We start from the raw sequence: 22,211 nt of genomic DNA, 5'->3' as shown, positions 1-22,211 counted from the left end.
TCCTCCAAATTTTTAAGTTTATCATCTAGTTTTAATTATATCATATCGTTTTATGTTTTAATAAAACATCCCCATAGGGTATCCTCATCCACATATCAGGTATCTTATGGCTGCTCCAATCAAGGCCTGACCAGGTTCGATCCTTAATATTGAATGAGAATACCCTATAGGGATGTTTACTCTTTTATTTTCGCTTATTTTTAAAGAATGTCGAAAGGGATGTTTGAACACTTATCCATCAACAATCCACCTTCATAGTATATCTTATGATTAAAGGGATTGTCAAGCAGTTTTATAACACTTTCAACTGCACCAGTCTTTGGGTCTTTCGCGCCGTAATACAAATTCTTAATACGCGCTTGTATCATTGCACCTGCACACATTGGGCAAGGCTCTAATGTAACGTATACATCTGCATTTTCTAAACGCCAACTACCAATTTTTTTTGCTGCTTTTTCTATTGCTAAAAATTCAGCATGAGCATGGATGGATTGTCTACTTTCACGCAAATTATGTGCTCTTGCAATAATTTTACCGTCTAATACGACAACTGCACCAACAGGAACCTCGTCTTTATCATTAGCTTTTTTAGCTTCTTTTAGAGCCTCATTCATGAAGTACTCACGACTATTTTTTATCATATTTTCCTGGTACTTCGTGGGCATGTCTAGATCTTGGCTCATAAGAGTCAGATGCGCCTACAACAATCAGTGGATCATCCATACGTGCTGGCTTACCATTAATGATGCGTTGTGTACGCGTTGCTGGTGTACCAGTTTTAGGACATATTGCGGTGAGTTTTACAACAAACTCTGCAATCGCTAAAAGTTGTGGCATTGGACCAAAGGGTTCCCCCTTAAAATCTCTATCTAAACCACCGATAATTACACGCACACCACTGTCTGCGAGTCTATCAGCAATTTCAACAATATCTTGATCAAAGAATTGTGCTTCATCAATGATTACAGCTTCAATAGAATCATTCATATGTTCAAGAATGTCTTTAGACTTTTCTATTAATATGGCATTTTCCGTTAATAAACTGTGCGATACAATCTCTGCTTTACTGCTATATCTATTATCAATGACTGGTTTAAACACTAAATAGTTTTGCTTAGCATATTTAAGTCGTTTTGCACGTCTTATAAGTTCTTCAGTTTTACCTGCAAACATCGGTCCGCAAACTACTTCAATGAAACCATTACGGTATGTATGATACATGTTTTTTACCCCACTTAATCCTATTATAACAAAAAGCGAGATGCAATCTCGCTGTAATGATTATTCTTTTTTAGCTTTTTCTAAACGCTTGTTAAATTTATCCACACGACCAGCTTGAGCAACGAAAGTTTGTTCACCTGTATAGAATGGGTGAGTTTCAGATGTAACTTCTAAACGGACTACCGGATAAGTTTTACCATCTTTTTCATAAACTTCAGTGTCTTTTGTATTGACAGATGATTCAATTAAAAATTGTTTTTTAGTTTGAGCATCTTCAAAGATTACTAATCTTGTTTTTGGATGAATATTTGCTTTCATAGAATTCTCCTTCCGCCATGAGAAAATAATACTCATAGTAAGTTTCGCAATAGTTATTATATCATGTATTTAAAGTAATGCAACACCATAATTTCATAATATAAATACTCACATATTTATTATTTTTTTATGTAACAACCACTAAATTTTAAGTGGGTTTTATAATGAACGTTGATATTTACTACGGTTAAATGTTTTAAAGAATCTCTGAGCGATGATACCGATTAAAATACCGGCAGGTATGCTAATAAGTAACATCAGTGGTAAGTAGAGTATGAGTAGGTCTGTCTCTAATAGATATATCCCTACAATCACTTGTCCTAATGTATGTGTAATAGCACCTAAGACAGAGACACTTATTAAGTGTAGCTTAATCCAGTTTTTAAAGATACCCATCACTGTAATAGATACAATTGCACCACCCAAGCCCATCCAAAATGGTATGGTAAACGATCTTGAGAGTAACCCTACTAAGAATACTCTTAAAATTGTAACAAGTGAAGCAGATCTAAATCCATACATATATAAGACAATGACCGTTACGATATTTGCAAATCCAATTTTTGCACCTGGTACCGGTATGACATTAATTGAGATTTCAATAACGTTTAAGACAATTGCTACTGCAATTAACATCGACAATGTTGTAATTTTATTTAAGTTTTTCATACAACACCATCAATCCCGTCATCTTCTACTGTTTCAAATACGATAAATACTTTACTTGGTAAGGATACAGCAGGTAAACCTGTGCCATCATACCAATTACGTCTAACACCAATTTGTCTTGGTGTTTCATCTTTTTGTATACGTATTGCCTTTTTATCCCAATCAATTTCGATATAGACTAACGTTCTTTCACCTTCATGGATATAAGCACCCTTAATAATGAAAGCAACATCGCCACCCTCATCAGGTACAGGATCTGTAACAACTGGATAGTTATTATCAATCGTTTGTGGTGTTAACTCATAACTATTGTCATCAAAGTTTACACTAATTACCACATCATTATCTTGATAAACGTATGCGATACTACCAGTTGGGGCACCAAAATATGTAACCCAAATATAAAGTATACCTACAACAACTAATAGTCCACCAATGATGATATAATCTCTTTTCTTCATATCATCACCTAATTAAAGTGGTCTAAAGTTTTCAGATTGATTATAGGATTTATAAGTATTATTAAATAAATATGTATAGACCTCATAACCATTCGTTTCTAAAAACTGTTCTAACACTTCAGGTGGCATACTAAATAATGCTGTGGATAAACCATCATTAAATCCTGCATCTGTTCCAACAATAGAAAGTGTTAGATAATGATTTACCGGACGTTTTGTTTTAGGTGAGACAATGTGATGATACATCACACCTTCACTTAAGATAAATTGATTATAACTTCCTGATGTTGTGAAGTTATAATTTTTAGCTGTATATATACCGTAATTTTTAGGTCGATATCCAATAATATCTAAGTTATCAATAACATCTTGTGGATTAATAAGTCCTGTTCTGTAACTACCATCTTCAGTTTTTGGATTACCTTCACCATATAACATGGATGAGCCACCACCACTAATGAGATAGGTACTTAAACCTAAATCCGTTAAATAATCTGCTGCTAACTGAGTGACATACCCTTTAGCAAGCGCACCTAAGTCTAGTTTTGCACCATATTTAAGTGTCACGTAATATTTATTATCTACTTCACTTAAAATCACCGGATCTTCAATGATATCAATAGCATCCACTAAGTTTATCGCATAATCGATATCTTCTTTAGGTATTTCTTGACCCGTATAATCACTTTCATCAATTAAGTTTTTCCAAACATCGATGATCTTACCAATGGACATATCAAAGTATCCATCTGTAAATTCATAGAGTTCTACACCTAAACTTAATAGATCATAAAGTTCTTTTTTAATCTCAACTGTTTGGTCAGTTTTCGTTGTTTCTACTAAATTATTAATATAGTAAACACCTTGTACACCCTCATAACCTCTATAGTTATCGGTTAACTCGTGGTAGAGCATATACATTTCTTTTAGTTTTTTATCCGCTTTATCCCAAACAGCTTTTGGTGCATGTACTGTGCCACCAATAAATGTATCCATAGATGATATGGCTAAACTGTTATCAATTGCTTGTTGTGTACAAGCAGAAAAAAGAACACTGATTAATATTAAGTTGATAACTGCCCATATTTTTTTCATGTTCTTTTTCCTTTTTATATGTTTTTAAAATAATCCTGCTAACCCACTAAATACTAAAGCAATTAAGCCCAGTATAATGAGTAGAATTGGTAATCCTTTAAATGACTTGATAAGCGGATTTACACGCATTCTAGATTGAATCATTGTAAGTAATATGGATAGACCAACAAAGCCTATTAATGAACCAACAACTTGGATAAATGCTTCATCAAATGCAACATTTGACAACCCCATAAATCCAACAATAATCACAATAGAGTGTAATCCAAATAATTCTTCTTTAGGTAATGCAAACTTTGTTTTATCAGTAACAATTTTATAAAGTTCATTCACACCAATCATTAATAAAGCTAATACGATGATGTTTAAAAATGCCATATCAATTGGTACTAAAACAAATTCTAACACAACATAATCAATTAAGAAAACAACAAGTGCTAATAAACTAATCATTGAAGATTTAACCAATACTGGTTTAACTCTGATTTCACGATCTTTAATTGCTTCTAATCCAACCCCTTGTAAAATAACATTTGAAAGGATTGCAGCACCTAATAAACTAGATAATAAATTAAATAACATCTGCTTTATCCTCCTTTACAAAAGGTATGGCATTGATGATTGCAAAGATAAATCCTGCTAAGATGAAACCACCTGAGTTGTCTTTTAAGATAGCAATACCAAATTTAGCATCAAACACTTGTACAGTGTCTAATCCAAATGCTAGTAAACTAATACTTCCAGTACCTAAGAACTCTCTTAAGAAACCAATGAGTATGAGTGCTACAAAACCTACCAGAATCATAAAGCCATGATCCACAATAGATTTTTCTTCAACTGTTTCTAATCTGAGTTGAGGAATTGTAAATATTGTAAGTGCTAAGTAAATACCCATTAATTGATTTAATGAGAAATATGTACCTAATACTGTCATAATGATTGTTACAATTGAAGCTGTTAATAAGATATATGCATAAGAACGCATTCTACCTTCACTAAATTTATTAATTAATAGACCACCAGCATAAATGATAAGTGCTAATACAACATAAACTAACCCCATAAAAAGCGCAGTTTCTAATGTATTTGCTAAATAGATAAGTGGTAAGATGCTTAATAAAATAAATGGTTTTAAATTGTTTTTATTCATCTTAAGCCCCTCCTTGAATATCTAGTAATAACTGATTTACTAAGTATTGTGAACCGTTTGAGTTTGTAGTTGGTCCAGTTGTTGAATCTGGCATTGGATCATTTAAATTATAACCGATAACTCCACTTAAGAAGGTATTTGTTGCACTATAGAAGTTTCCACCAGAATGGCCGTATAATGCTTCAGGTAATAATGTATGTGTAATTTTACCATCACTATCGACTGCAACATAAATTGTAATACTACCTTCATTTACACTTTGGAAATCATAGTATGTACCTGTATCTGATGCCATATAGACTGTATAGTCTGCATTATTGTAGGTTACATCATACGTTGTTACATTACCGTCTGTTGATTCATTATTTAATGTGTATTTACCACCAAGTAATGTTTCGATGTAATCTTCTTCTTCACCTACGTGAAAGACTACAACTTTACTTACAGCATTTTTAATGATAGTTCTTGATACTACAATCGTTGTTGCGCCTGCAGCACCATCAATAAACTGTATGTTTTCGTAATATAGACCGTTATAGTTTTTTAATAGGTACGCACGAACAAGTGGGAAGTAACTAGAAGATGTATCGTCTTTAGTTCTAACATATTTATCTCTTGCATAGACTTTACCATCTAAATCAATACCTACATATAATTCTAAATAGAAGTATGTATGATCAACTCTGACTGTATATAGATCAGCAATTTTTTTACCATCTAATGTAGTAACTTCTGCTTGTTCTAATATTTCATTAAACTCAGCATCAATGACTGGTTTGACATTCACAACATTAACATTTTGATTAAACATCTTATCCACAACTGATGTTGGGAATAGATAATCAAAACTTAATGCAATAACACTAATAAGCAACATTAGACCAAACATTAATACTAAAATTAAATTTTCTTTTTTCATGAGATATGTACCCCCTGAACAATTAACACCATATCTTCGATTAAGGTTCTTGAATTATGTGCTACAACATCACCTGTTGCACCAGCATTGCCATCTGTTACATCAAGTAGTGACATATCTTTAAAACTTTGTGCAAATTCCATTGCACTTGTCATAAATCCACCCTTAGTGTGGTTATATAACTCAGCTGGTAAAAGTACACCAATAATTTTATTATCATTATTTAATGCAAGAACAAGTGTAATTGATTTTTCTTGAGTACTATCTGTTTGATAAATACCTGATTTAGTAATTGTATAAACTACACCTAAACCTTCAATCGTTTCAACCTTGATAGTCGCACCAGAGTTGGATAGTTCTTCTGTATTTGAAATCACGTAGTCATCACCATAGAAATCTTTATAAGGTGCTTGGATTTCAAATTTATCTGTTCTATCATGATGTAATCCTACCATACTCATTAAGTGTGATAGATCATTTTTTGAGATGGATGTTGCACCAGCAGCACCATCAAAAATATCTGTACTTAACTTGCTTAATACATATGTTTCAAGCATTTTTGTTGTTTGTGGTAAGTACATTGTTTGGTTAAGTTCTAAGAACTCAATGGATTGAATAACATCTTTAACATCCACACTTAAACGAACTTTCATATTACCAAAATCATTTGTAATATTTGCCTCATATAGATAACCTAGTGGATCTTCATTTTTATAAACGCGAACAGATCTTAAAATCTCAACGCCTTCAATTACTTCGAGCTTGTTTGCTTCAAAGTCTGTAACACCTGTAAAGTAATCATCTAATATAGATAGAGTTTCTTGTTTAGCACGTTCTTCTTTAATTGGATTAAAGATGAAGTGCGTACCAATTGATAGTCCAATACCTAAAATAGCTACAACCGCTAATGTAATGATGCTTTTAACTGCTTTTGTCATATCGCGTAACCTCCTAAAATCACGAAGGTAAGTGCTACTAAAGCCACAAATACTAAACTAAAGCTAATATAGAATTTCTTTGTAAATCTGTTGTTTGCCCACATTGGGTAATCTAGTAAAGGTACCATTAAGTTACCAAATAATAAAGCAAACGCCACACCTTCTGGAAGACTACCAAAACTTCTAATAAAGAATACTAATGAACCAACAATTAAACCAAACCACCAACGACCTGGTCTTGTGATTGGTGATGTCGCAGGGTCTGTAATCATAAAGGTTAGACCAAATAATAAACCACCAGATAATAATTGGAATATCACATATTCAAATACTAATGTTGGGTGTAGTATGAATCCTGCAACTGTAGCAAGTGCTGTAAAGATTAATAGTCCTGATAAAACAGGTCTATAATCTGCACTTTTTCTAATTAATAGATAAGCAAGACCAAATAAAATAGCAAGGGAATTGATTTCACCCATAGAACCCGGAATATTACCAACGAGTAAATCGATTAGTGAATAACTATTTAATACTTCAGGAAAACTTGTAGATAATGCTGTAGCACCTGCTGCAGCATCAATAAACCCATAAGAACCTGTGAAGAATGTTGTAAATGCTAGTGCAATAAATACACGGCCAGCTGCTGCAGGGTTAAAGATATTCATCCCTAAACCACCAAAAATCATTTTGCCGATTGCAGCACCAAATAAAGCCCCCATAACAACCACATAAAGATGTAGTTGGTTTGGTAATAACATCGCATAGATGACTGCAGATACTGCAGGAGCACTAAAGTTATTTATACTGTATTTTTTAAACTTATTTTTAATTTTATCTTTGAAGTTATAACCATCTACACGCGTAACACTTAAAAAATATAGAGCTTCCACACCAACAAAGATAATTAAACTCACTAATATTCTTGCTAATGCATCTAATCCAAATCTGTAGATTGAAAAGAATACTACAGGCGTTAGTGCAATTAACACATCAAACATCATACGTTTTGTAGAAGTTTCTTTACGTATATACGGTGATGTTTGGCTTAAAATAGATATATTTTGCATAATTAACCTCTTAAGATGCGTTTACCTTCACGCATGTAATCTGTTAAATGAATCTTAGATGGACATACAAATGAACATAATCCACATTCAATACATTTATTAACTGATAAAGCTTTTAAGAAATCTTTATCGTTTGCTTTCACAGCATTCATAATTTGAACCGGTTGTATTTGTACTGGGCAAGAGTATACACAGCTTGCACAGTGGATACAAGGATCTTCGTTTAATAAAAGTGAGTTTTGAACAATTAATGATGTTGCTGTGTGTGTTGTAACAATATCATCATTTGTTACGTTACTACCCATCATTGGCCCACCCATGATTAATGTTTTAGGCACTGCCTTATCTACATAACCACCAGCAAGTTGAATTAAACTTTGAATTGGAGTACCAATTCTAGCTTTAAATGATTTGTTTACAACACCATCACCTGATAATACAAAGTATCTTTCTAGTACAGGTAAGTTAAACTTCACTGCATGATAAATAGATTGTAAGGTAGAAACGTTAAATGGAATAATACCGTAATCCGCTGGAAGTTTAAATTGAGGTACCTTAATACCTGTAGCCGCTTCAATTGCTTCTAACTCCCAACCTTGTGGATAGTGGTTACCAACTGGTACAACTTTGATGTCATATTCAGTATATGAGTTTAGAGAAAAACGGATTCTTTCTACTAATTCCACATATCTTTTCTTAACTGCAATTACACCTTTTGGTGCACCAACAGCTTTCATTGCATAGATTAAACCTCTAATAAGTTCATCCGGGCTTTCCATCATAACTTCATAGTCTGAAATTAATTTAGGCTCACACTCCACACCGTTTGCTAAGATAATGTCTATTTTATTTTTAGTGTTTAGTTTAATATATGTTGGGAATCCTGAACCACCTAGACCAACTAAACCCGCTTCTTTAGTAATATTTACGTAATCTTCTTTAGTAAGTTTGTCTATTTCTTCATCAGTTCTTGTTTTAACAGACTCATGTAATTCATATTTGAAGTCGTTTTTAACAATCATACAGTTTACACGTTTTCCTGAAGCATCAAACTTCATTTCATGCCCGACAACTTCACCACTAACTGTTGAGTGAATTGGTTGCTCAAAGAAAGCACCCTTTCTTGTACCAATAACCTCACCAACTTTAACAAATTGACCAAAAACGACGCAAGTTTCACCTTCCGGGCATCTTTGGTTTGTAATTGGATAGTATAAATATGGTGCTTCTAAGTGATGGATTAATGGTAGTTTCTTTAAAACATCTTTACCATCAGGTATATATCTTGTTCTTGTGATCAAAGAAAATCACTCCTTTTCATTTAACATCTTTCATTAGTTTTAGTACTTCTTTTTTAACTTTATTGATAACTTCTTCATTGTTTATATTCGATAACACTTCATCAATAAGTTGTGCTACTTTAATAAACTCATTTTCTTTAAAACCCTTAGTTGTCATCGCAGGTGTTCCTAATCTTATACCTGAGGTTAACATCGGTTTTTCTTGATCAAACGGTAACTGGTTTTTATTGATTGTGATATTTGCTTTATATAGCGCATCCTCAGCATCTCTTCCTGTAATACCTAATTTTGATTTAACATCTACTAAGATTAAATGATTATCTGTACCATCTGAAATTAATTTATATCCAAGTGATTTGAATGTATCACTTAAGGCTTTAGCATTTTTAATCACTTGTGTTTGATATACCTTAAAGTTAGGGTCTAGTGCTTCTTTAAATGCAACCGCCTTTGCAGCAATAATGTGCATTAATGGACCACCTTGTTGGCCAGGAAATACTGCACGATCTATTTTTTTAGCAATACTTGCATCATTTGTAAGTATAATACCACCACGTGGACCTCTTAAGGTTTTATGTGTAGTAGACGTGACAACATCTGCATAAGGTAGTGGTGATGGATGTAATCCACAAGCAACTAGTCCTGCAATATGTGCCATATCTACAAACAAGTATGCACCAACTGTATCTGCAATTTCTCTAAACTTTTTAAAATCAATGACTCTTGGATATGCACTCGCACCTGCAATAATCATTTTAGGTTTAACTTCAATTGCAATTTTCAGTACTTCTTCATAATCAATTCTTTCATCAAACCTACTTACACCATAGGCATGTGCTTCATAATAATGTCCAGAAAATGATAATTTATAACCATGAGTTAAGTGACCACCCGCATTTAAATCCATTCCTAAAACCCTGTCTCCGGGACTAAGTAGTGCCTGATAAACAGCAGCATTAGCCTGTGAACCCGAATGAGGCTGTACATTTACAAACTTCGCATTAAAGATTTGTTTTAACCTATCTTGAGCTAGTATCTCTACTTGATCAACAAATTCGCAACCTCCATAATATCTTTTATTTGGATAGCCTTCTGCATATTTGTTGGTTAAAATTGAACCTTGTGCCTCTAACACTGCATCAGAAACAAAGTTTTCGGACGCAATTAATTCGATGTGTTCTTTTTGTCTGTTATCTTCTCTTTGAATCGCGTTAAATAATTCAAGATCATAGTCTTTTAATGTCATAGTTATACCTCACCGCAAAATATCTTTTCATTATATTTTACCATGTATAAATATATTTATACATTGCAATGGTGATTTGGACATAACAAAAAATGCGTAAAGTAAATCAATGCATATATTTTATAGATTAAATAATCTAATTGCAAATAAACCTATAATTGATAACGCTTACAACATTTTTGTCGTATTTTATCTATAAATTAAAAGGATATTGATAGTCTTTAAAACAATCAATATCCTTTTGATTTCTTTAACATTGAATTTATTAAATCCAGAACTAGTCAAATTCAGCAATGATTTGTTTTCTGCTAAGTCTAGTGACTATCTGTATGTAACTGCCCATAAGTGTTAGTAAAGATAATATGAGTGGTGTTATATAAAGATATATATTATTTTTAAGTAAATTAAAAACAACATGAAATCTATTCTCTAAATTCATATTAATCAAATGAATCACTAGAATATTTACAATATATGTTACTGTAAAGAACCTGATTGTTTCCACCAAACGTCATATTGAAAAGCAATTTCACCTTCACCTATATCTTCCAGATAACCAACAACTTTATTGTTATAGGTTACCGTAAGTCGCTTTATATCGATTTTCATTTTCCCCTCCGAATATCCTTAATTATAGGTCTACTAAATAGCTGATTAAATTCCAAAAGCAATCCAAGTGCTTCACTTAGCTTTAGAAGTGAGGCAAAAGAAATATCTCCTGAAGTCTCAAATCGCCTAACTGATGCATAGCTAACACCAGACATTTGACTTAAAAGTCTTTGAGTCATTCTAGATTCTTTTCTTCTTAATTTAAATCTATTTATTAAATTATGTTTGACTACTTGAATTGTTTCGACACCAACAAAGTCACTTATATCAAACATATTTTTATTTTTCATAGTGCTCATATATTAGCAATATTAACAGATTATAATTATCAGAATAAACATGTAGCGATTAAACTTACTATCAATTTATAAAACCACTAATAAATAAAAAAAACGAGGTATATCACACCGATTAATCAAGTGATATACCTCAAAGTTTTTTTATAAAAGTATTATAAATTACTCTCCAGAACTTATAACGTTATGGAAAACATCTTTGACATCATCCAGTTCATTTAATCCTTCAATCAAGCGATCAAATTTAGCTTGTTCTTCTGGATCTTTAATTTCCATGGTTTGCATCGGAATAAACATAATTGCTTCTTCCTTACTCTCTAGGTTGTTATCCTTTAAAACGTCAGCTATTTTACCGTACTCAGTAGGTTCAGCATAGATTGTAACTACACCTTCTTCTGCTTCATAGTCAGTAATATCAACATCGTTTTCTAATAAGATTTCTAATAATTTATTTTCAGGTGCTTCAACTTCAAATACTGCTTTATGGTCAAATTGGTGTAACACAGAACCGGATACACCTAGTTTTCCATATGCCTTGTTAAATAGTTTTCGTACATCTGAAATGGTTCTATTTGTATTATCAGTTAAACACTCAATAATAATTAAGCTACCTTCTGGACCAAAACCTTCATATCTGATTTCTGCATAGTTTTCATCACTGCCACCTTTAGCTTTATCAATATTACGTTTAATAATATCAGCTGTGACTTGTTCCTTCTTTGCACGTTCAATAACTCTTTTAAGAGCTTGGTTTGTCTCAGGATCTGGTGTTCCTGCTTTAGCTGCCATGTAGATTTCTCTACCATATCTTGAATATACTTTTGATTTTGCTGCGGCAGTTTTTGCCATTGATGCTTTTCTTACTTCGAATGCTCTACCCATAATGTTTACTTCTCTTTCTTATTTGTAAATACTTTGTCGTATGAGACCATAGCCTCAGATACAACTTTAATTGCCTCATCTCTTGACTCAATGTCAAGAATGTATGTTTTCTTTCCTTCTAGGGATTTATACACTTCAAAAAAGTGAGAAATCTCAGAAAGCAAATGATGTGGTAACCCCTTTAAATCTTTATACTGTGTCATAGATGGATCCCCATAAGGAATTGCAATAATTTTCTCATCTACTTCATCACTATCAATCATTTTAATGACACCAATTGGATACACTTCTACTAAAGACATTGGCTCAATGTCTTCTTGACATAGTACTAATACATCAAGTGGGTCATTGTCACCAGCATATGTTCTAGGAATAAATCCGTAGTTCGCTGGATAATGTGCTGATGTGTATAATACTCTATCTAAAATAATCATCCCTGTTTCTTTATCTAGTTCGTACTTCTTTTTACTACCTTTAGTAATCTCAATACAAACAATAAAACGCTCCGGTGTTATGCGGGATGGATTTATGTCATGCCATATATTCATAATATTCACCTTTTTCCTCTATTAGCATATACATTGTATCACTAAATTAGGTATTTTTCTATCTTTTGCGGTGTTTTATTATATCAAATATACGAGTCTTATTTCAATATATATTTTTAATTAAGTAAAACACCCCAAGTTTAATCTCAAACTTGGGGTGTCATGTAGTTTCGTTAGGATTGTCTATAATCTGATTTTGAATAAGCTTGGAACGGTTTAAAGAAACCATAGTTTTGACTCCAAGTATTTATACCTGGAACTACTGTTACAAGTTCTATAGATTTTGTTTCACCATCTAGTTCAACAGTGATTGTATAAGTTACTTCTGTTGTCATATCAGGTAGGTGAAGAATGCGTCCTGTTTTTGATACTAAAGGTGAGTTTGATGTTAAGGTAATTTTAGCATCAGAAAAGTCTTTTAATATCGTACGTTCAATCGAAACGAACTCCATAAAACGATCGAAATACCAACTACCTTTATAAATCGTATTGTTAAATGTATAAGGATCGCCCTTACCATCTGTTGTATTATGAAGAATCACGCGGCTATTGTCTAGGTCATATTGTTCTAGTAAGTTAGCAACAAGTTTAGCAGTTCTTTGCACTGTATCCATAATATCACCATCTTTGTTGACAGACATTTCAATACCCACTGAGTGTCTATTTCCGCCTCTAGTAGCAATCACCCCTCTACTTTGTTGACTTGTAGTAAAGTAGGTTGTTCCCATGACATATTCACCCTCAAATATATCCCAAGTTGGTCCAAGATATGTGAAGTATGAACGATCTAACATGCTACCATTGGTATGTTTTGGTGCCATGATAAGTGTTTGTATACCATTAAATGTGTAAAACCCGTTTGGAGCTATATCAATGTAAGGCGCTTCATTTGATGTTGCCATCACACCGGTTTTTAACCACTCAAATGGTAAGTTACGATCCCCTCCATGCCAACCTATTCTATCATCACTTAAACTTTGAATAATTCCGTAGTCACCTGTAATATAGTGAATGGATACGTTGTTATCAGTCTTCATAAAGAAGTTTCCGTGTGCAACGAGCCCACCATTTAAGTTTGCTGTATCATGCATGAGAATAAATTCCGTAGAAGGACGTGTTCCACTATCCTTTAAGCCATCTGGTACTCTATAGCCCGTTCTATCTACTACAAAATCATCAAATAAATAGCTATTTACACTTTCATGTCTTGGATCAGACCATTCTTCACTTGCTGTGTAGTATGGAATGAAGTTTACACCTGTTGCAACAGGATTATGTCCGTTTGCAAGTATTTCTAGTAATTGATCAATTCTAGAAGTTGAAAACTTAGGATGAATGATGACTTTATAACTATATTGAAGCGTATCTAAGTTATATATATCAATTTGAGTTGTACCTTCTGACACCGCATGAAATAACCCAGGTTCAGACATTGTAAGTACGTTTGTATCAAGTATGTCATAGTTATAGTGCTCACTTGTAGCCATACGGCCAACACCAATAGCTTCCATATTAAAACTATCTCCAACTGTAATGTAACCATTAAATGTTTCATCAAATTGAAGCATGATATCATCTTTGGGATATATCTTTAAATTAAATTCTAATGAGACCTTACCATTTTGAGAAGTTACTTTTATGACAACTTCACCTTCATTGTGTGCTTCTATTAAACCACTTGAACTAATTGTTGCAATACGCACATCTGAGGAACTATATACCAATGTTTTATTGTAGGCATCCTCAGGTAAGATCGTGACATTTAATTGATACTGTGTTAATTTTTCCATCTCTTCAATCGGGTTATCTATTTCTAATAGCGTAACCGGATTAATTTCTTCAAATTTAGCATATACCTTGGTTGGTCCATTAATCACCGTGATAGACTCTCCTTCAAGTGCTTCATTATCATACCAACCAATAAATTCATGATACGGATAATACACATTTGTAGGCAGTGTTACATCAAATTGTCCATTCGTTATAATCTTTTGTTCTGCCTTTTCTAGATATGGCCAAAAGCCGTGCTTTAAATCATTAATTCCATAATCAGAAGACTGCCAACTTGCATTTGCAGTAAACTTTTCACCTTTAATGAAGCCTCTAACTTCATAACTTACCGCGTATTTATTGTTATCACTAACGGCATCAAATTGTTGAAGCGTAGGTGTTGTAATAAGTAATCCTACAGGTCCTTTATTGGTTGCTGATCCAACCACTTTTAAATAGTCTGCAATCCATAACCATTTATTTCGGTATACTGGACTATACATAAAACTATGGATATTACCAAGTTCCCAAGAACCCATTGGTAGGGTTTCTAATGTATATGTTTTTCCAGCGAAACTATTATAGTCTTTAATCCAATCTTCAACCATAGCTTCTCTATTACTATATCTTGTATTACCACCGTTGAAGTCGAGTTCATATGTATAACCCTTTGGACCATAATATAGATTAATTATGGTTTGACCATCTTTTTCTATGGTCGCCTCTACTACTAAATTATCAGCATACATATCTGGTATATTGAGTGCATCAATTCGAACAACTTGGCCGACATAGACATCTTGTACTTGGTAAGTTTGATGTACTTCACTTGTTGTAGATGATGTTTTAATTAAGTGGTTTACAGTATAATAAGTCTTTTCATGTTCTACCCACTTAGCATATAAAGTAAGTGATGTAGTTAAGGGTATCGTTCTTACAAAAGCCTCGCTATAATCACTATCTAAATACCAGCCATCAAAGTCGTGAAACGGCTTACTGCCGATATTTAATTGAGCAGCACTCATTTGAGTACCATAGTTCATTTGAATAGCGGGTTTCGTGATAGTTTCATCATTTGTTATAAAGGATATACTTATTTTTTTTACATCCCACTTAGCATAAAGTGTTAAATCATTTGTGATAACAGTTTCTAAATTAAAAGCGTTCTTTAATTCACTATCTAAATACCAACCAGACACTGCCTTGTCATTAGCTTCTAGAGTGAGTTGTTCTTCATTTAAAGTATTCCCGTGATGGATTAAAATATCCTCTTTTAAAGTCGTATGATTTGTAGTGAAAGTTATTCTATATTGATTAGGTATAAACTTAGCATATAACACTAAATCACTTGTGATGACATCATTAAAGTCAAACGCTTCTAAAAACTCTTCATCTATATACCAGTTACTAAATGAGTGTCCTTCTTTAGTAGGATTCGCTGGTCTAGTTATAATCGAATCTTCTAAAACATTTACCGGTTCTATAACGGTTCCACCATCTGTATTAAACGACACGGTATAGGAAGTTTCAGATTTTTTTGTAACTGTAATTACAACACTTTGACTTAGCGTTTTGTAGGTAGCTTTAATTGTTGTAGTACCTTCACTTATAGCACGCACTAAACCTGTTTGAATGGTTGCTACACCTTCATTCGTGCTTTCCCAGTTTATGGTGTCATTAATGATTTTATCACCTGTTTTAAGTTCATGGTTTATTTGAAGTGTTTGTCCAACTTCTAACGCTTCTTCATATGTGGATAAACTTAAAATTATATTCTCTTGATTATTTGTACATGATACGAGTATAAACATACTTAAAACCATCAAAATACTCGTTACTATTTTTGGATATTTGATGATATTCATAGTTCTCTTATTCCCCTTATTTTTCTCATATTTTTTTATCCCTTTATATACATAAGAGAACTTTATGTTTTGTTTTTATAAAGTTCTCTTATCTTTTTGCATTATTAATTTCTATAGTCTGCTTTAGCCCATGCTTGTGTTGGTGTAAAGAAGCCATGGTATTGATTCCATGTACTCATACCTGGAACAACACTTACTAGATCGATTGATTTTGAAACACCATCAATTTCAACTGTTATTGTATATTTAACTTCAGTTGTTACATCAGGGAATCTTGTAATTCTACCTGTGCTTGATACTAAATCTGAATCTGATGTGAGTGTAATTTTAGCATCGCTATAATTCACTAAGATCTCACGCTCGATTTCGACGTGTTCCATAAATCTATCAAAGTACCAAGTGCCTTTATAGACTGTATTGTGTAATGTGTAAGGATCTCCCTTACCATCTGTTGTATTATGTGAAATAACTCTATGATTTGGTAAGTCATATTTTTCTAATAGGTATGCAACAAGTTTTGCTGTTCTTTGTACTGTATCGACAATATCGCCATCGACATTAATACTCATTTCAATACCCACTGAGTTTCTATTTCCACCAAAGGATGCAATCACGCCACGTTTTTGTTGGTTAGTTGCAAGGTATGTTCTACCGATGACATACTCACCATCAAATATATCCCAAGTTGGTCCTAGATATGTAAAGTAATCTCTAGTAAGAATTTCACCATTTAAACCTCTTGGTGCTTCAACTACTGATTTTTCACCGTTAAAGGTGAAGAATCCATCTTCTGAAATATCAATAAATGGTTTTTCATTATTGGTTGCCATGACACCCGTCTTATACCACTGAAAACTTGTACCAGTACCATCACCAGCATGCCATCCAATTCTATCTTCAGCTAGACTTTGTAGTACACCATAGTCCCCTGTAATATAGTGAATAGATACTGCATTTGCAGCACTTTGGAAAAATGCACCGTGTGCCATTAATCCAATATGAAGATTTGCTGTATCATGTAATAAGATAAATTCTGTTGAAGGTCTAGCACCACTGTTTTTTAAGCCGTCTGGCATTGGATAACTATCTTTATCAATCACTAAATCATCAAATAAATAGGTGTTGACACTTTCATGTCTAGGATCACGCCATTCATTGGTTGTTTCATATCTGGTTACTAAAGTAAATGGTGTAGCTACAGCATTATGTCCATCTCTTAATAACTCAAGTAACTGATCAACTCTCGATGTAGATAAGTCATCTTGAACAATTGCAGTATATGTCATTACAACTGTATCTAAGTTTAAGATATTAATTTCTGTAGAACCTACTTTAAGTGCATTAAATACACCCGATTCAGACATTTGAATCACACTGTCATCAACAACACTAAATGTATAGTGGTTACTTGATGCATCTCTACCTACACCAGTAACTTCAATTTCAAATTGTTCATCCACTTTTAAGTAACCGTTAAAACCTTCATTAAAGGTTAAGTTAATATCATCTTTTGGATAAACTGTCATGTCAAGAACCTTTAATAATCTACCATTTTCAGCCATGATATATAATGTAAATTCTCCTTCATTAAGTGCTGTAATAACACCATCAGCACTTATCGATGCTACAGATTGCTCTCTAATTTCAAATCTTAAATCAGTATAGGTTGCATCTAGTGGAAGAATTGTTATATCCAGTGCTAACTCTGTGCCTTTTTCCATATATTCTACTTCGTTTTCAATAATGACGGAATCAATTGGATTTTCACCATCAAATCTTGCAAATAAAGTTGCTGAACCATTAATTTTAGTTACTGGTTCACCATAAAAGTTTTCAGTTAAATACCAACCATAGAACACAAAGCCTTCTTTGTATAAGGTGGTTGGTAATATCACCTCGTGTTTTGCATCTTCAAATATGGCTTGTTGAGATCCGACTATGAATGGCCAAAATCCTGTTTTAAGTTCTGTGTCTGTATAATCTGATGAACTTAATGTTGCATCATCTGTAAACTGTGCCCCTTTGATAAACGCTCTAATTTCATAAGATACAGCTTTTCTATTTTTCTCGTTTTGTGCCAAGAACTTATCTAAACTAGATTGAGCTAATAATGCACTCATAGAGGATTTATTAGTATCTGATCCGACTAATCTTAAATATCTTGTTAACCATAACCACTTTGTTCTATAGGTTTCTTCATACATAAATTCAGCAATATCTAATAAACTGTCTTTATCCATCGGTAAAGTTTCAAGGGTATATGTATTATCACTAAATGTATTATAATCACTTATAAAATCATCTACCATTTGTTCTCTGTTTTCATACCAGTAGTTACCACCGTTGAATAGAAGTTCATAACGATAAGTAGGCACTTCATCTTCTGTCCATTTAGCGTATAATTTTATAGATTCTTTTATTTCTTCTAATGGGTCAAAAGGTTGAGTTAATGCCTCATCTATATACCAACCATTAAAAGTGAAATGCTCTCTATCATGAATAGATAGATCTGTTTCACTTAATAAGGTTCCCGATTTGATTATTACTGATCCTTTAGTCACTGTATCATTTGTTTCAAATGTAATAGTAACATCTGTATCATTCGTATGTTCATTTTCATTTATACAAGCTATAAGTGTAAATAATGTAGCTATAAGCACTGTTAAGACAACTAATTTTTTCATAGGGTAAGAAAATAGTTTTGTCATTGAATTCCTCCTAATATTGATAACGCTTTCACATATTGATTATATCTTAACGATATAACGTTATCAATGAATTAGACACTAAGATATCAAAAGTTTTATTCTAAATGTGAAAAACCACAATATTAGTGGAAAACACCTATGTAAATAGCGTAAATTATGATTTTTTCACAGGTATCTATATAATAGATATGAAAGGATGTGTTTTTATGGATGATTTAAAACAAATATATGAAACTGTTATAACTAATATGGAAGGTACTAAGGGATTTGCAACAGCAGATAACGGACATGCTTTTGGTCTTGCTTCTGTATTAAAAGCGGACACTGAACATACAAATCCTGAGCAACTTATTGGTGCTGCATGGGCAACTTGTTTAAATGCAGCTATTATTTCTGTAATCCGTTCTAAAAAGTTAACAAACCGTTCTAGAGTGGATGTGAAGGTTAAACTATGGTTACACCCAATTGAAAGATATAGTTTTACTTTGGATGCTACTGCAGCAATTGAAGACTTAGATCCTGTAACTACTAAAGAGATTATTGATTACGCACATAGATTATGTCCTGTATCCAAGTTAATTGGTGATAAACCAGGTGTTACTTTAACAATTGTTCCTTATCAAGCATAAGAATTATACATAACAATAAAAAAATATGGATGCCATGATATCCATATTTTTTTAATAGGTTTACCACACCTATATAAGGAGGAAGATGAAAAAAATTATATGTGTACTGTAATATGTTCTATTTGGTTTGAAACCACGTAAGGTATCATGTGATCTTTATAGATTCTACCCTTATATTCAATCATTTGCTTACCAGTTCTTATAACTTTAATAATATATGTGTTTTGTCTAAACTTTCTAGTAATTTCTAGTTCATTTAGATGATCAGGTAATACAGGTTTGATACTTAAACCATCAAATTCTGGTTGAATACCTAAAATATATTGACTAATTGCTACAAAGTTCCAAGCAGAGGTTCCAGTGAGCCATGAGTTTTTAGCCTCACCATGTCTTTTAGCTTCTTTACCTGCAATCATTTGTGAGTAGACATACGGTTCTGTCTTGTGGATATCAGAGATATCCTCAATATATGCAGGTGCGATTTTTTTATACACTTCAAATGCACGATTACCATTGCCAACTACTGCCTCTGCACATGCAATCCAAGGATTATTGTGGCAGAAAATTCCACCATTTTCTTTATAGCCTTCAGGATAACTTGAAATCTCACCCAATTCTAAACGGTATGTGGAATAGGCTGGATAGTTTAGAACCATACCATATGGTGTATCTAACATGGTTTTAGCATGATCTAAAGCTTTTTTGGCCATACCGTTTTGAAGACCAATACCTGCCATGACACATATACCTTGAGGCTCGATGAATATCTTTCCTTCATCGTTTGTGTGTGAACCCACTTTATGACCATAAGCATCATATGCTCTTAAAAACCAATTACCATCGAAACCATGTTTTTCAACTTGATGTGTCATTTTTTGTACGAGTGCATCTACTTTTTGTTTGTTATGATGATCATTTATTCTATCTAGCAGTTCACTGTATTTTTTACCTACATATACAAAGAGTCCCGCTATAAAGATACTTTCTGCAGTTTTACCATCACCCTTATTTTGAACTGTTTGGAAAGACTCTCCTGGTTCGTCTGAAAAACAGTTTAAATTAAGACAGTCATTCCAATCAGCTCTACCAATTAATGGTAGACCATGCGGCCCAAGATTAAGTGCCGTTTTATAAAATGCTTTTTCTAAGTGTTCTAACATGCTTCCTTTTAAATTTGGATTTGATTCATACATGATGACTTCATCAAGGATTGTAAAATCACCAGACTCTTTAATGTACTGTACACATGCTAATATAAACCAATTTGGATCATCATTAAAACCTGAACCTAAATCAGCATTTCCCTTTTTAGTAAGTGGTGAATACTGATGGTATGCACCACCATCATAGAGTAGTGTTGATGCTAAATCTATTAATCTTTGACGTGTCTTAACACTATCCATATGCATAAATCCTAGTAAGTCTTGGTTAGAGTCTCTAAAACCCATACCCCTTCCTACACCAGATTCAAAATAGGATGCACTACGACTTAAATTAAAGGTTGTCATGGTTTGGTATTGATTCCAAATATTGACCATACGGTTTAACTTATCATCATTAGACTTGATTTGATAATTTGAAAGCGTGTTATGCCAGAATGTGTTTAAATCTCTAAATGAAGCCATTACTTGGTCTACGTTTTTATATTTATCGATCATTTCTTTTGCTAATTTTTTGTTGATAACTTTGTGACTTTCAAATTTATCAAATTTATCACTTTCAACATAACCAATCATGAATATAAAGTCTTTATGTTCATGTGCTTTGAGTTCAACGCTTATAAAGTGTGAACCAATAGGTGACCATCCATCAGCTATACTATTTTTAGGTTTACCTTCTCTTACAACTTCAGGACTAGATACATCATTATATAGACCTAAAAATTGTTCTCTATCTGTATCAAATCCACTAAGATCGTGATTCACATGAAAAAATGCATAATGGTTTCTACGTTCTCTATATTCAGTTTTGTGATATATCGTAGACCCATCTACTTCTACTTCACCAATCGATAAATTACGCTGGAAATTTGTTTGATCGTCTAAGGCATTCCATAATGCCCATTCAACATAAGATATAAGTTCTATATGTTTTGTTTCATTTGTTGTATTTTCTAAAGTGATTTTATGGATTTCACCATTAAAGTTTTTTGGTACAAACGATAGTTGTTTAGCAACAAGTCCATCTTTTTTAGAATTAAACTTGGTGTATCCCATACCATGTCTAACTTCATAACTGTCTAATGGTGTTTTAGTCGGTTTAACACCAATATTCCAGATACTTTCTTTATCTTTTATAAAGAAGTATTTACCTTCATTATCTACAGGGACATTATTGTAGCGATATCTAGTAATTCTTCTATCTCTTGCATCTTTATAAAAACTATAACCACCAGAAGTATTTGACATTAAAACAAAATAGTCATCACTACCTAGATAGTTTATCCAAGGATAGGGTGTGTAAGGTGTTGTTATCACGTATTCTTTATTTAAATCATCAAAATAGCCATATTTCATAAG

The 22,211-nt window shown here is 32.9% G+C and carries 21 protein-coding genes and 1 other RNA gene; 1 reads left to right on the top strand and 21 read right to left on the bottom strand.

What is annotated here, in order from left to right:
• Nucleotides 1-72: 72 nt before the first annotated feature.
• From ffs to ACL_RS00215, 20 genes are all read right to left on the bottom strand, one after another.
• Nucleotides 73-166: signal recognition particle sRNA small type (ffs, locus tag ACL_RS07375), an RNA gene on the bottom strand.
• Between the two features lie 34 nt (nt 167-200).
• Complete coding sequence (locus ACL_RS00300) at nt 201-641, bottom strand: nucleoside deaminase (protein ID WP_012242032.1); 441 nt, start codon at nt 639-641, stop codon at nt 201-203.
• Nucleotides 628-1,221 carry a thymidine kinase gene (locus ACL_RS00295; protein WP_012242031.1) on the bottom strand — a complete coding sequence of 198 codons (594 nt, stop codon included), beginning with the start codon at nt 1,219-1,221 and terminating at the stop codon, nt 628-630. Before ACL_RS00295 ends, ACL_RS00300 begins: the two co-directional genes overlap by 14 nt.
• A gap of 60 nt (nt 1,222-1,281) precedes the next feature.
• Nucleotides 1,282-1,539, bottom strand: a complete 258-nt coding sequence (locus ACL_RS00290; RefSeq protein WP_012242030.1) for a type B 50S ribosomal protein L31 — start codon at nt 1,537-1,539, stop codon at nt 1,282-1,284.
• 159 nt (nt 1,540-1,698) lie between these two features.
• Nucleotides 1,699-2,208 carry a Gx transporter family protein gene (locus tag ACL_RS00285; RefSeq protein WP_012242029.1) on the bottom strand — a complete coding sequence of 170 codons (510 nt, stop codon included), beginning with the start codon at nt 2,206-2,208 and terminating at the stop codon, nt 1,699-1,701.
• Nucleotides 2,205-2,669, bottom strand: a complete 465-nt coding sequence (locus tag ACL_RS00280) for a NusG domain II-containing protein (protein WP_012242028.1) — start codon at nt 2,667-2,669, stop codon at nt 2,205-2,207. Before ACL_RS00280 ends, ACL_RS00285 begins: the two co-directional genes overlap by 4 nt.
• Nucleotides 2,670-2,681: 12 nt before the next feature.
• Nucleotides 2,682-3,764: an FAD:protein FMN transferase gene (locus ACL_RS00275; protein WP_012242027.1), complete on the bottom strand. Its 1,083-nt coding sequence runs from the start codon at nt 3,762-3,764 to the stop codon at nt 2,682-2,684.
• Between the two features lie 24 nt (nt 3,765-3,788).
• Nucleotides 3,789-4,346 carry a hypothetical protein gene (locus ACL_RS00270; RefSeq protein ID WP_012242026.1) on the bottom strand — a complete coding sequence of 186 codons (558 nt, stop codon included), beginning with the start codon at nt 4,344-4,346 and terminating at the stop codon, nt 3,789-3,791.
• On the bottom strand, nt 4,336-4,914 hold the full coding sequence (locus ACL_RS00265) for an Rnf-Nqr domain containing protein (protein ID WP_012242025.1): 579 nt from the start codon (nt 4,912-4,914) through the stop codon (nt 4,336-4,338). The genes ACL_RS00270 and ACL_RS00265 overlap by 11 nt, the downstream gene beginning before the upstream one ends.
• A 1-nt stretch (nt 4,915) precedes the next feature.
• Nucleotides 4,916-5,833, bottom strand: coding sequence for a hypothetical protein (locus tag ACL_RS00260; RefSeq protein WP_012242024.1), 918 nt, complete (start codon nt 5,831-5,833; stop codon nt 4,916-4,918).
• Entirely contained in the window at nt 5,830-6,771 is a 942-nt protein-coding gene (locus ACL_RS00255; protein WP_012242023.1) for a hypothetical protein, read from the bottom strand. The genes ACL_RS00260 and ACL_RS00255 overlap by 4 nt, the downstream gene beginning before the upstream one ends.
• Complete coding sequence (locus ACL_RS00250) at nt 6,768-7,838, bottom strand: RnfABCDGE type electron transport complex subunit D (RefSeq protein WP_012242022.1); 1,071 nt, start codon at nt 7,836-7,838, stop codon at nt 6,768-6,770. Before ACL_RS00250 ends, ACL_RS00255 begins: the two co-directional genes overlap by 4 nt.
• A gap of 2 nt (nt 7,839-7,840) precedes the next feature.
• On the bottom strand, nt 7,841-9,139 hold the full coding sequence (locus ACL_RS00245) for an RnfABCDGE type electron transport complex subunit C (protein ID WP_012242021.1): 1,299 nt from the start codon (nt 9,137-9,139) through the stop codon (nt 7,841-7,843).
• Between the two features lie 16 nt (nt 9,140-9,155).
• On the bottom strand, nt 9,156-10,385 hold the full coding sequence (gene glyA / locus ACL_RS00240; RefSeq protein WP_012242020.1) for a serine hydroxymethyltransferase: 1,230 nt from the start codon (nt 10,383-10,385) through the stop codon (nt 9,156-9,158).
• A 477-nt stretch (nt 10,386-10,862) separates the two neighbouring features.
• Nucleotides 10,863-10,994, bottom strand: a complete 132-nt coding sequence (locus ACL_RS07545) for a hypothetical protein (protein WP_012242019.1) — start codon at nt 10,992-10,994, stop codon at nt 10,863-10,865.
• On the bottom strand, nt 10,991-11,293 hold the full coding sequence (locus tag ACL_RS00235) for a helix-turn-helix domain-containing protein (RefSeq protein ID WP_012242018.1): 303 nt from the start codon (nt 11,291-11,293) through the stop codon (nt 10,991-10,993). Before ACL_RS00235 ends, ACL_RS07545 begins: the two co-directional genes overlap by 4 nt.
• A 159-nt stretch (nt 11,294-11,452) precedes the next feature.
• Nucleotides 11,453-12,172, bottom strand: coding sequence for a YebC/PmpR family DNA-binding transcriptional regulator (locus ACL_RS00230; RefSeq protein ID WP_012242017.1), 720 nt, complete (start codon nt 12,170-12,172; stop codon nt 11,453-11,455).
• A gap of 5 nt (nt 12,173-12,177) precedes the next feature.
• Nucleotides 12,178-12,720, bottom strand: coding sequence for an inorganic diphosphatase (locus ACL_RS00225; protein ID WP_012242016.1), 543 nt, complete (start codon nt 12,718-12,720; stop codon nt 12,178-12,180).
• 173 nt (nt 12,721-12,893) lie between these two features.
• Nucleotides 12,894-16,355, bottom strand: a complete 3,462-nt coding sequence (locus tag ACL_RS00220) for an InlB B-repeat-containing protein (protein ID WP_012242015.1) — start codon at nt 16,353-16,355, stop codon at nt 12,894-12,896.
• 104 nt (nt 16,356-16,459) lie between these two features.
• Nucleotides 16,460-19,063 (bottom strand): N-acetylmuramoyl-L-alanine amidase, encoded by a 2,604-nt coding sequence (locus tag ACL_RS00215; RefSeq protein ID WP_012242014.1) that lies wholly within the window; start codon nt 19,061-19,063, stop codon nt 16,460-16,462.
• A 206-nt stretch (nt 19,064-19,269) separates the two neighbouring features.
• On the opposite strand from ACL_RS00215, the gene ACL_RS00210 reads away from it, so the two are divergent.
• Nucleotides 19,270-19,692 carry an OsmC family protein gene (locus tag ACL_RS00210; protein WP_049751930.1) on the top strand — a complete coding sequence of 141 codons (423 nt, stop codon included), beginning with the start codon at nt 19,270-19,272 and terminating at the stop codon, nt 19,690-19,692.
• Between the two features lie 95 nt (nt 19,693-19,787).
• On the opposite strand, the gene ACL_RS00205 is transcribed toward ACL_RS00210, so the two are convergent.
• Nucleotides 19,788-22,208, bottom strand: a complete 2,421-nt coding sequence (locus ACL_RS00205) for a glycoside hydrolase family 94 protein (protein ID WP_012242012.1) — start codon at nt 22,206-22,208, stop codon at nt 19,788-19,790.
• Between the last annotated feature and the right edge of the window lie 3 nt (nt 22,209-22,211).

This window comes from Acholeplasma laidlawii PG-8A (assembly GCF_000018785.1).
GTDB lineage: Bacteria > Bacillota_I > Bacilli_A > Acholeplasmatales > Acholeplasmataceae > Acholeplasma > Acholeplasma laidlawii.
This window is presented reverse-complemented; position numbering and strand designations above follow the sequence as displayed.

Coding starts and splice junctions, on each gene's coding strand:
- ACL_RS00225 (WP_012242016.1), bottom strand. CDS start 12,720: ATGAATATATGGCATGACATAAATCCATCCCGCATAACACCGGAGCGT.
- ACL_RS00280 (WP_012242028.1), bottom strand. CDS start 2,669: ATGAAGAAAAGAGATTATATCATCATTGGTGGACTATTAGTTGTTGTA.
- ACL_RS07545 (WP_012242019.1), bottom strand. CDS start 10,994: ATGAAAATCGATATAAAGCGACTTACGGTAACCTATAACAATAAAGTT.
- glyA (WP_012242020.1), bottom strand. CDS start 10,385: ATGACATTAAAAGACTATGATCTTGAATTATTTAACGCGATTCAAAGA.
- ACL_RS00215 (WP_012242014.1), bottom strand. CDS start 19,063: ATGACAAAACTATTTTCTTACCCTATGAAAAAATTAGTTGTCTTAACA.
- ACL_RS00265 (WP_012242025.1), bottom strand. CDS start 4,914: ATGAATAAAAACAATTTAAAACCATTTATTTTATTAAGCATCTTACCA.
- ACL_RS00250 (WP_012242022.1), bottom strand. CDS start 7,838: ATGCAAAATATATCTATTTTAAGCCAAACATCACCGTATATACGTAAA.
- ACL_RS00290 (WP_012242030.1), bottom strand. CDS start 1,539: ATGAAAGCAAATATTCATCCAAAAACAAGATTAGTAATCTTTGAAGAT.
- ACL_RS00300 (WP_012242032.1), bottom strand. CDS start 641: ATGATAAAAAATAGTCGTGAGTACTTCATGAATGAGGCTCTAAAAGAA.
- ACL_RS00235 (WP_012242018.1), bottom strand. CDS start 11,293: ATGAGCACTATGAAAAATAAAAATATGTTTGATATAAGTGACTTTGTT.
- ACL_RS00270 (WP_012242026.1), bottom strand. CDS start 4,346: ATGTTATTTAATTTATTATCTAGTTTATTAGGTGCTGCAATCCTTTCA.
- ACL_RS00220 (WP_012242015.1), bottom strand. CDS start 16,355: ATGAATATCATCAAATATCCAAAAATAGTAACGAGTATTTTGATGGTT.
- ACL_RS00230 (WP_012242017.1), bottom strand. CDS start 12,172: ATGGGTAGAGCATTCGAAGTAAGAAAAGCATCAATGGCAAAAACTGCC.
- ACL_RS00210 (WP_049751930.1), top strand. CDS start 19,270: ATGGATGATTTAAAACAAATATATGAAACTGTTATAACTAATATGGAA.
- ACL_RS00285 (WP_012242029.1), bottom strand. CDS start 2,208: ATGAAAAACTTAAATAAAATTACAACATTGTCGATGTTAATTGCAGTA.
- ACL_RS00260 (WP_012242024.1), bottom strand. CDS start 5,833: ATGAAAAAAGAAAATTTAATTTTAGTATTAATGTTTGGTCTAATGTTG.
- ACL_RS00205 (WP_012242012.1), bottom strand. CDS start 22,208: ATGAAATATGGCTATTTTGATGATTTAAATAAAGAATACGTGATAACA.
- ACL_RS00255 (WP_012242023.1), bottom strand. CDS start 6,771: ATGACAAAAGCAGTTAAAAGCATCATTACATTAGCGGTTGTAGCTATT.
- ACL_RS00295 (WP_012242031.1), bottom strand. CDS start 1,221: ATGTATCATACATACCGTAATGGTTTCATTGAAGTAGTTTGCGGACCG.
- ACL_RS00275 (WP_012242027.1), bottom strand. CDS start 3,764: ATGAAAAAAATATGGGCAGTTATCAACTTAATATTAATCAGTGTTCTT.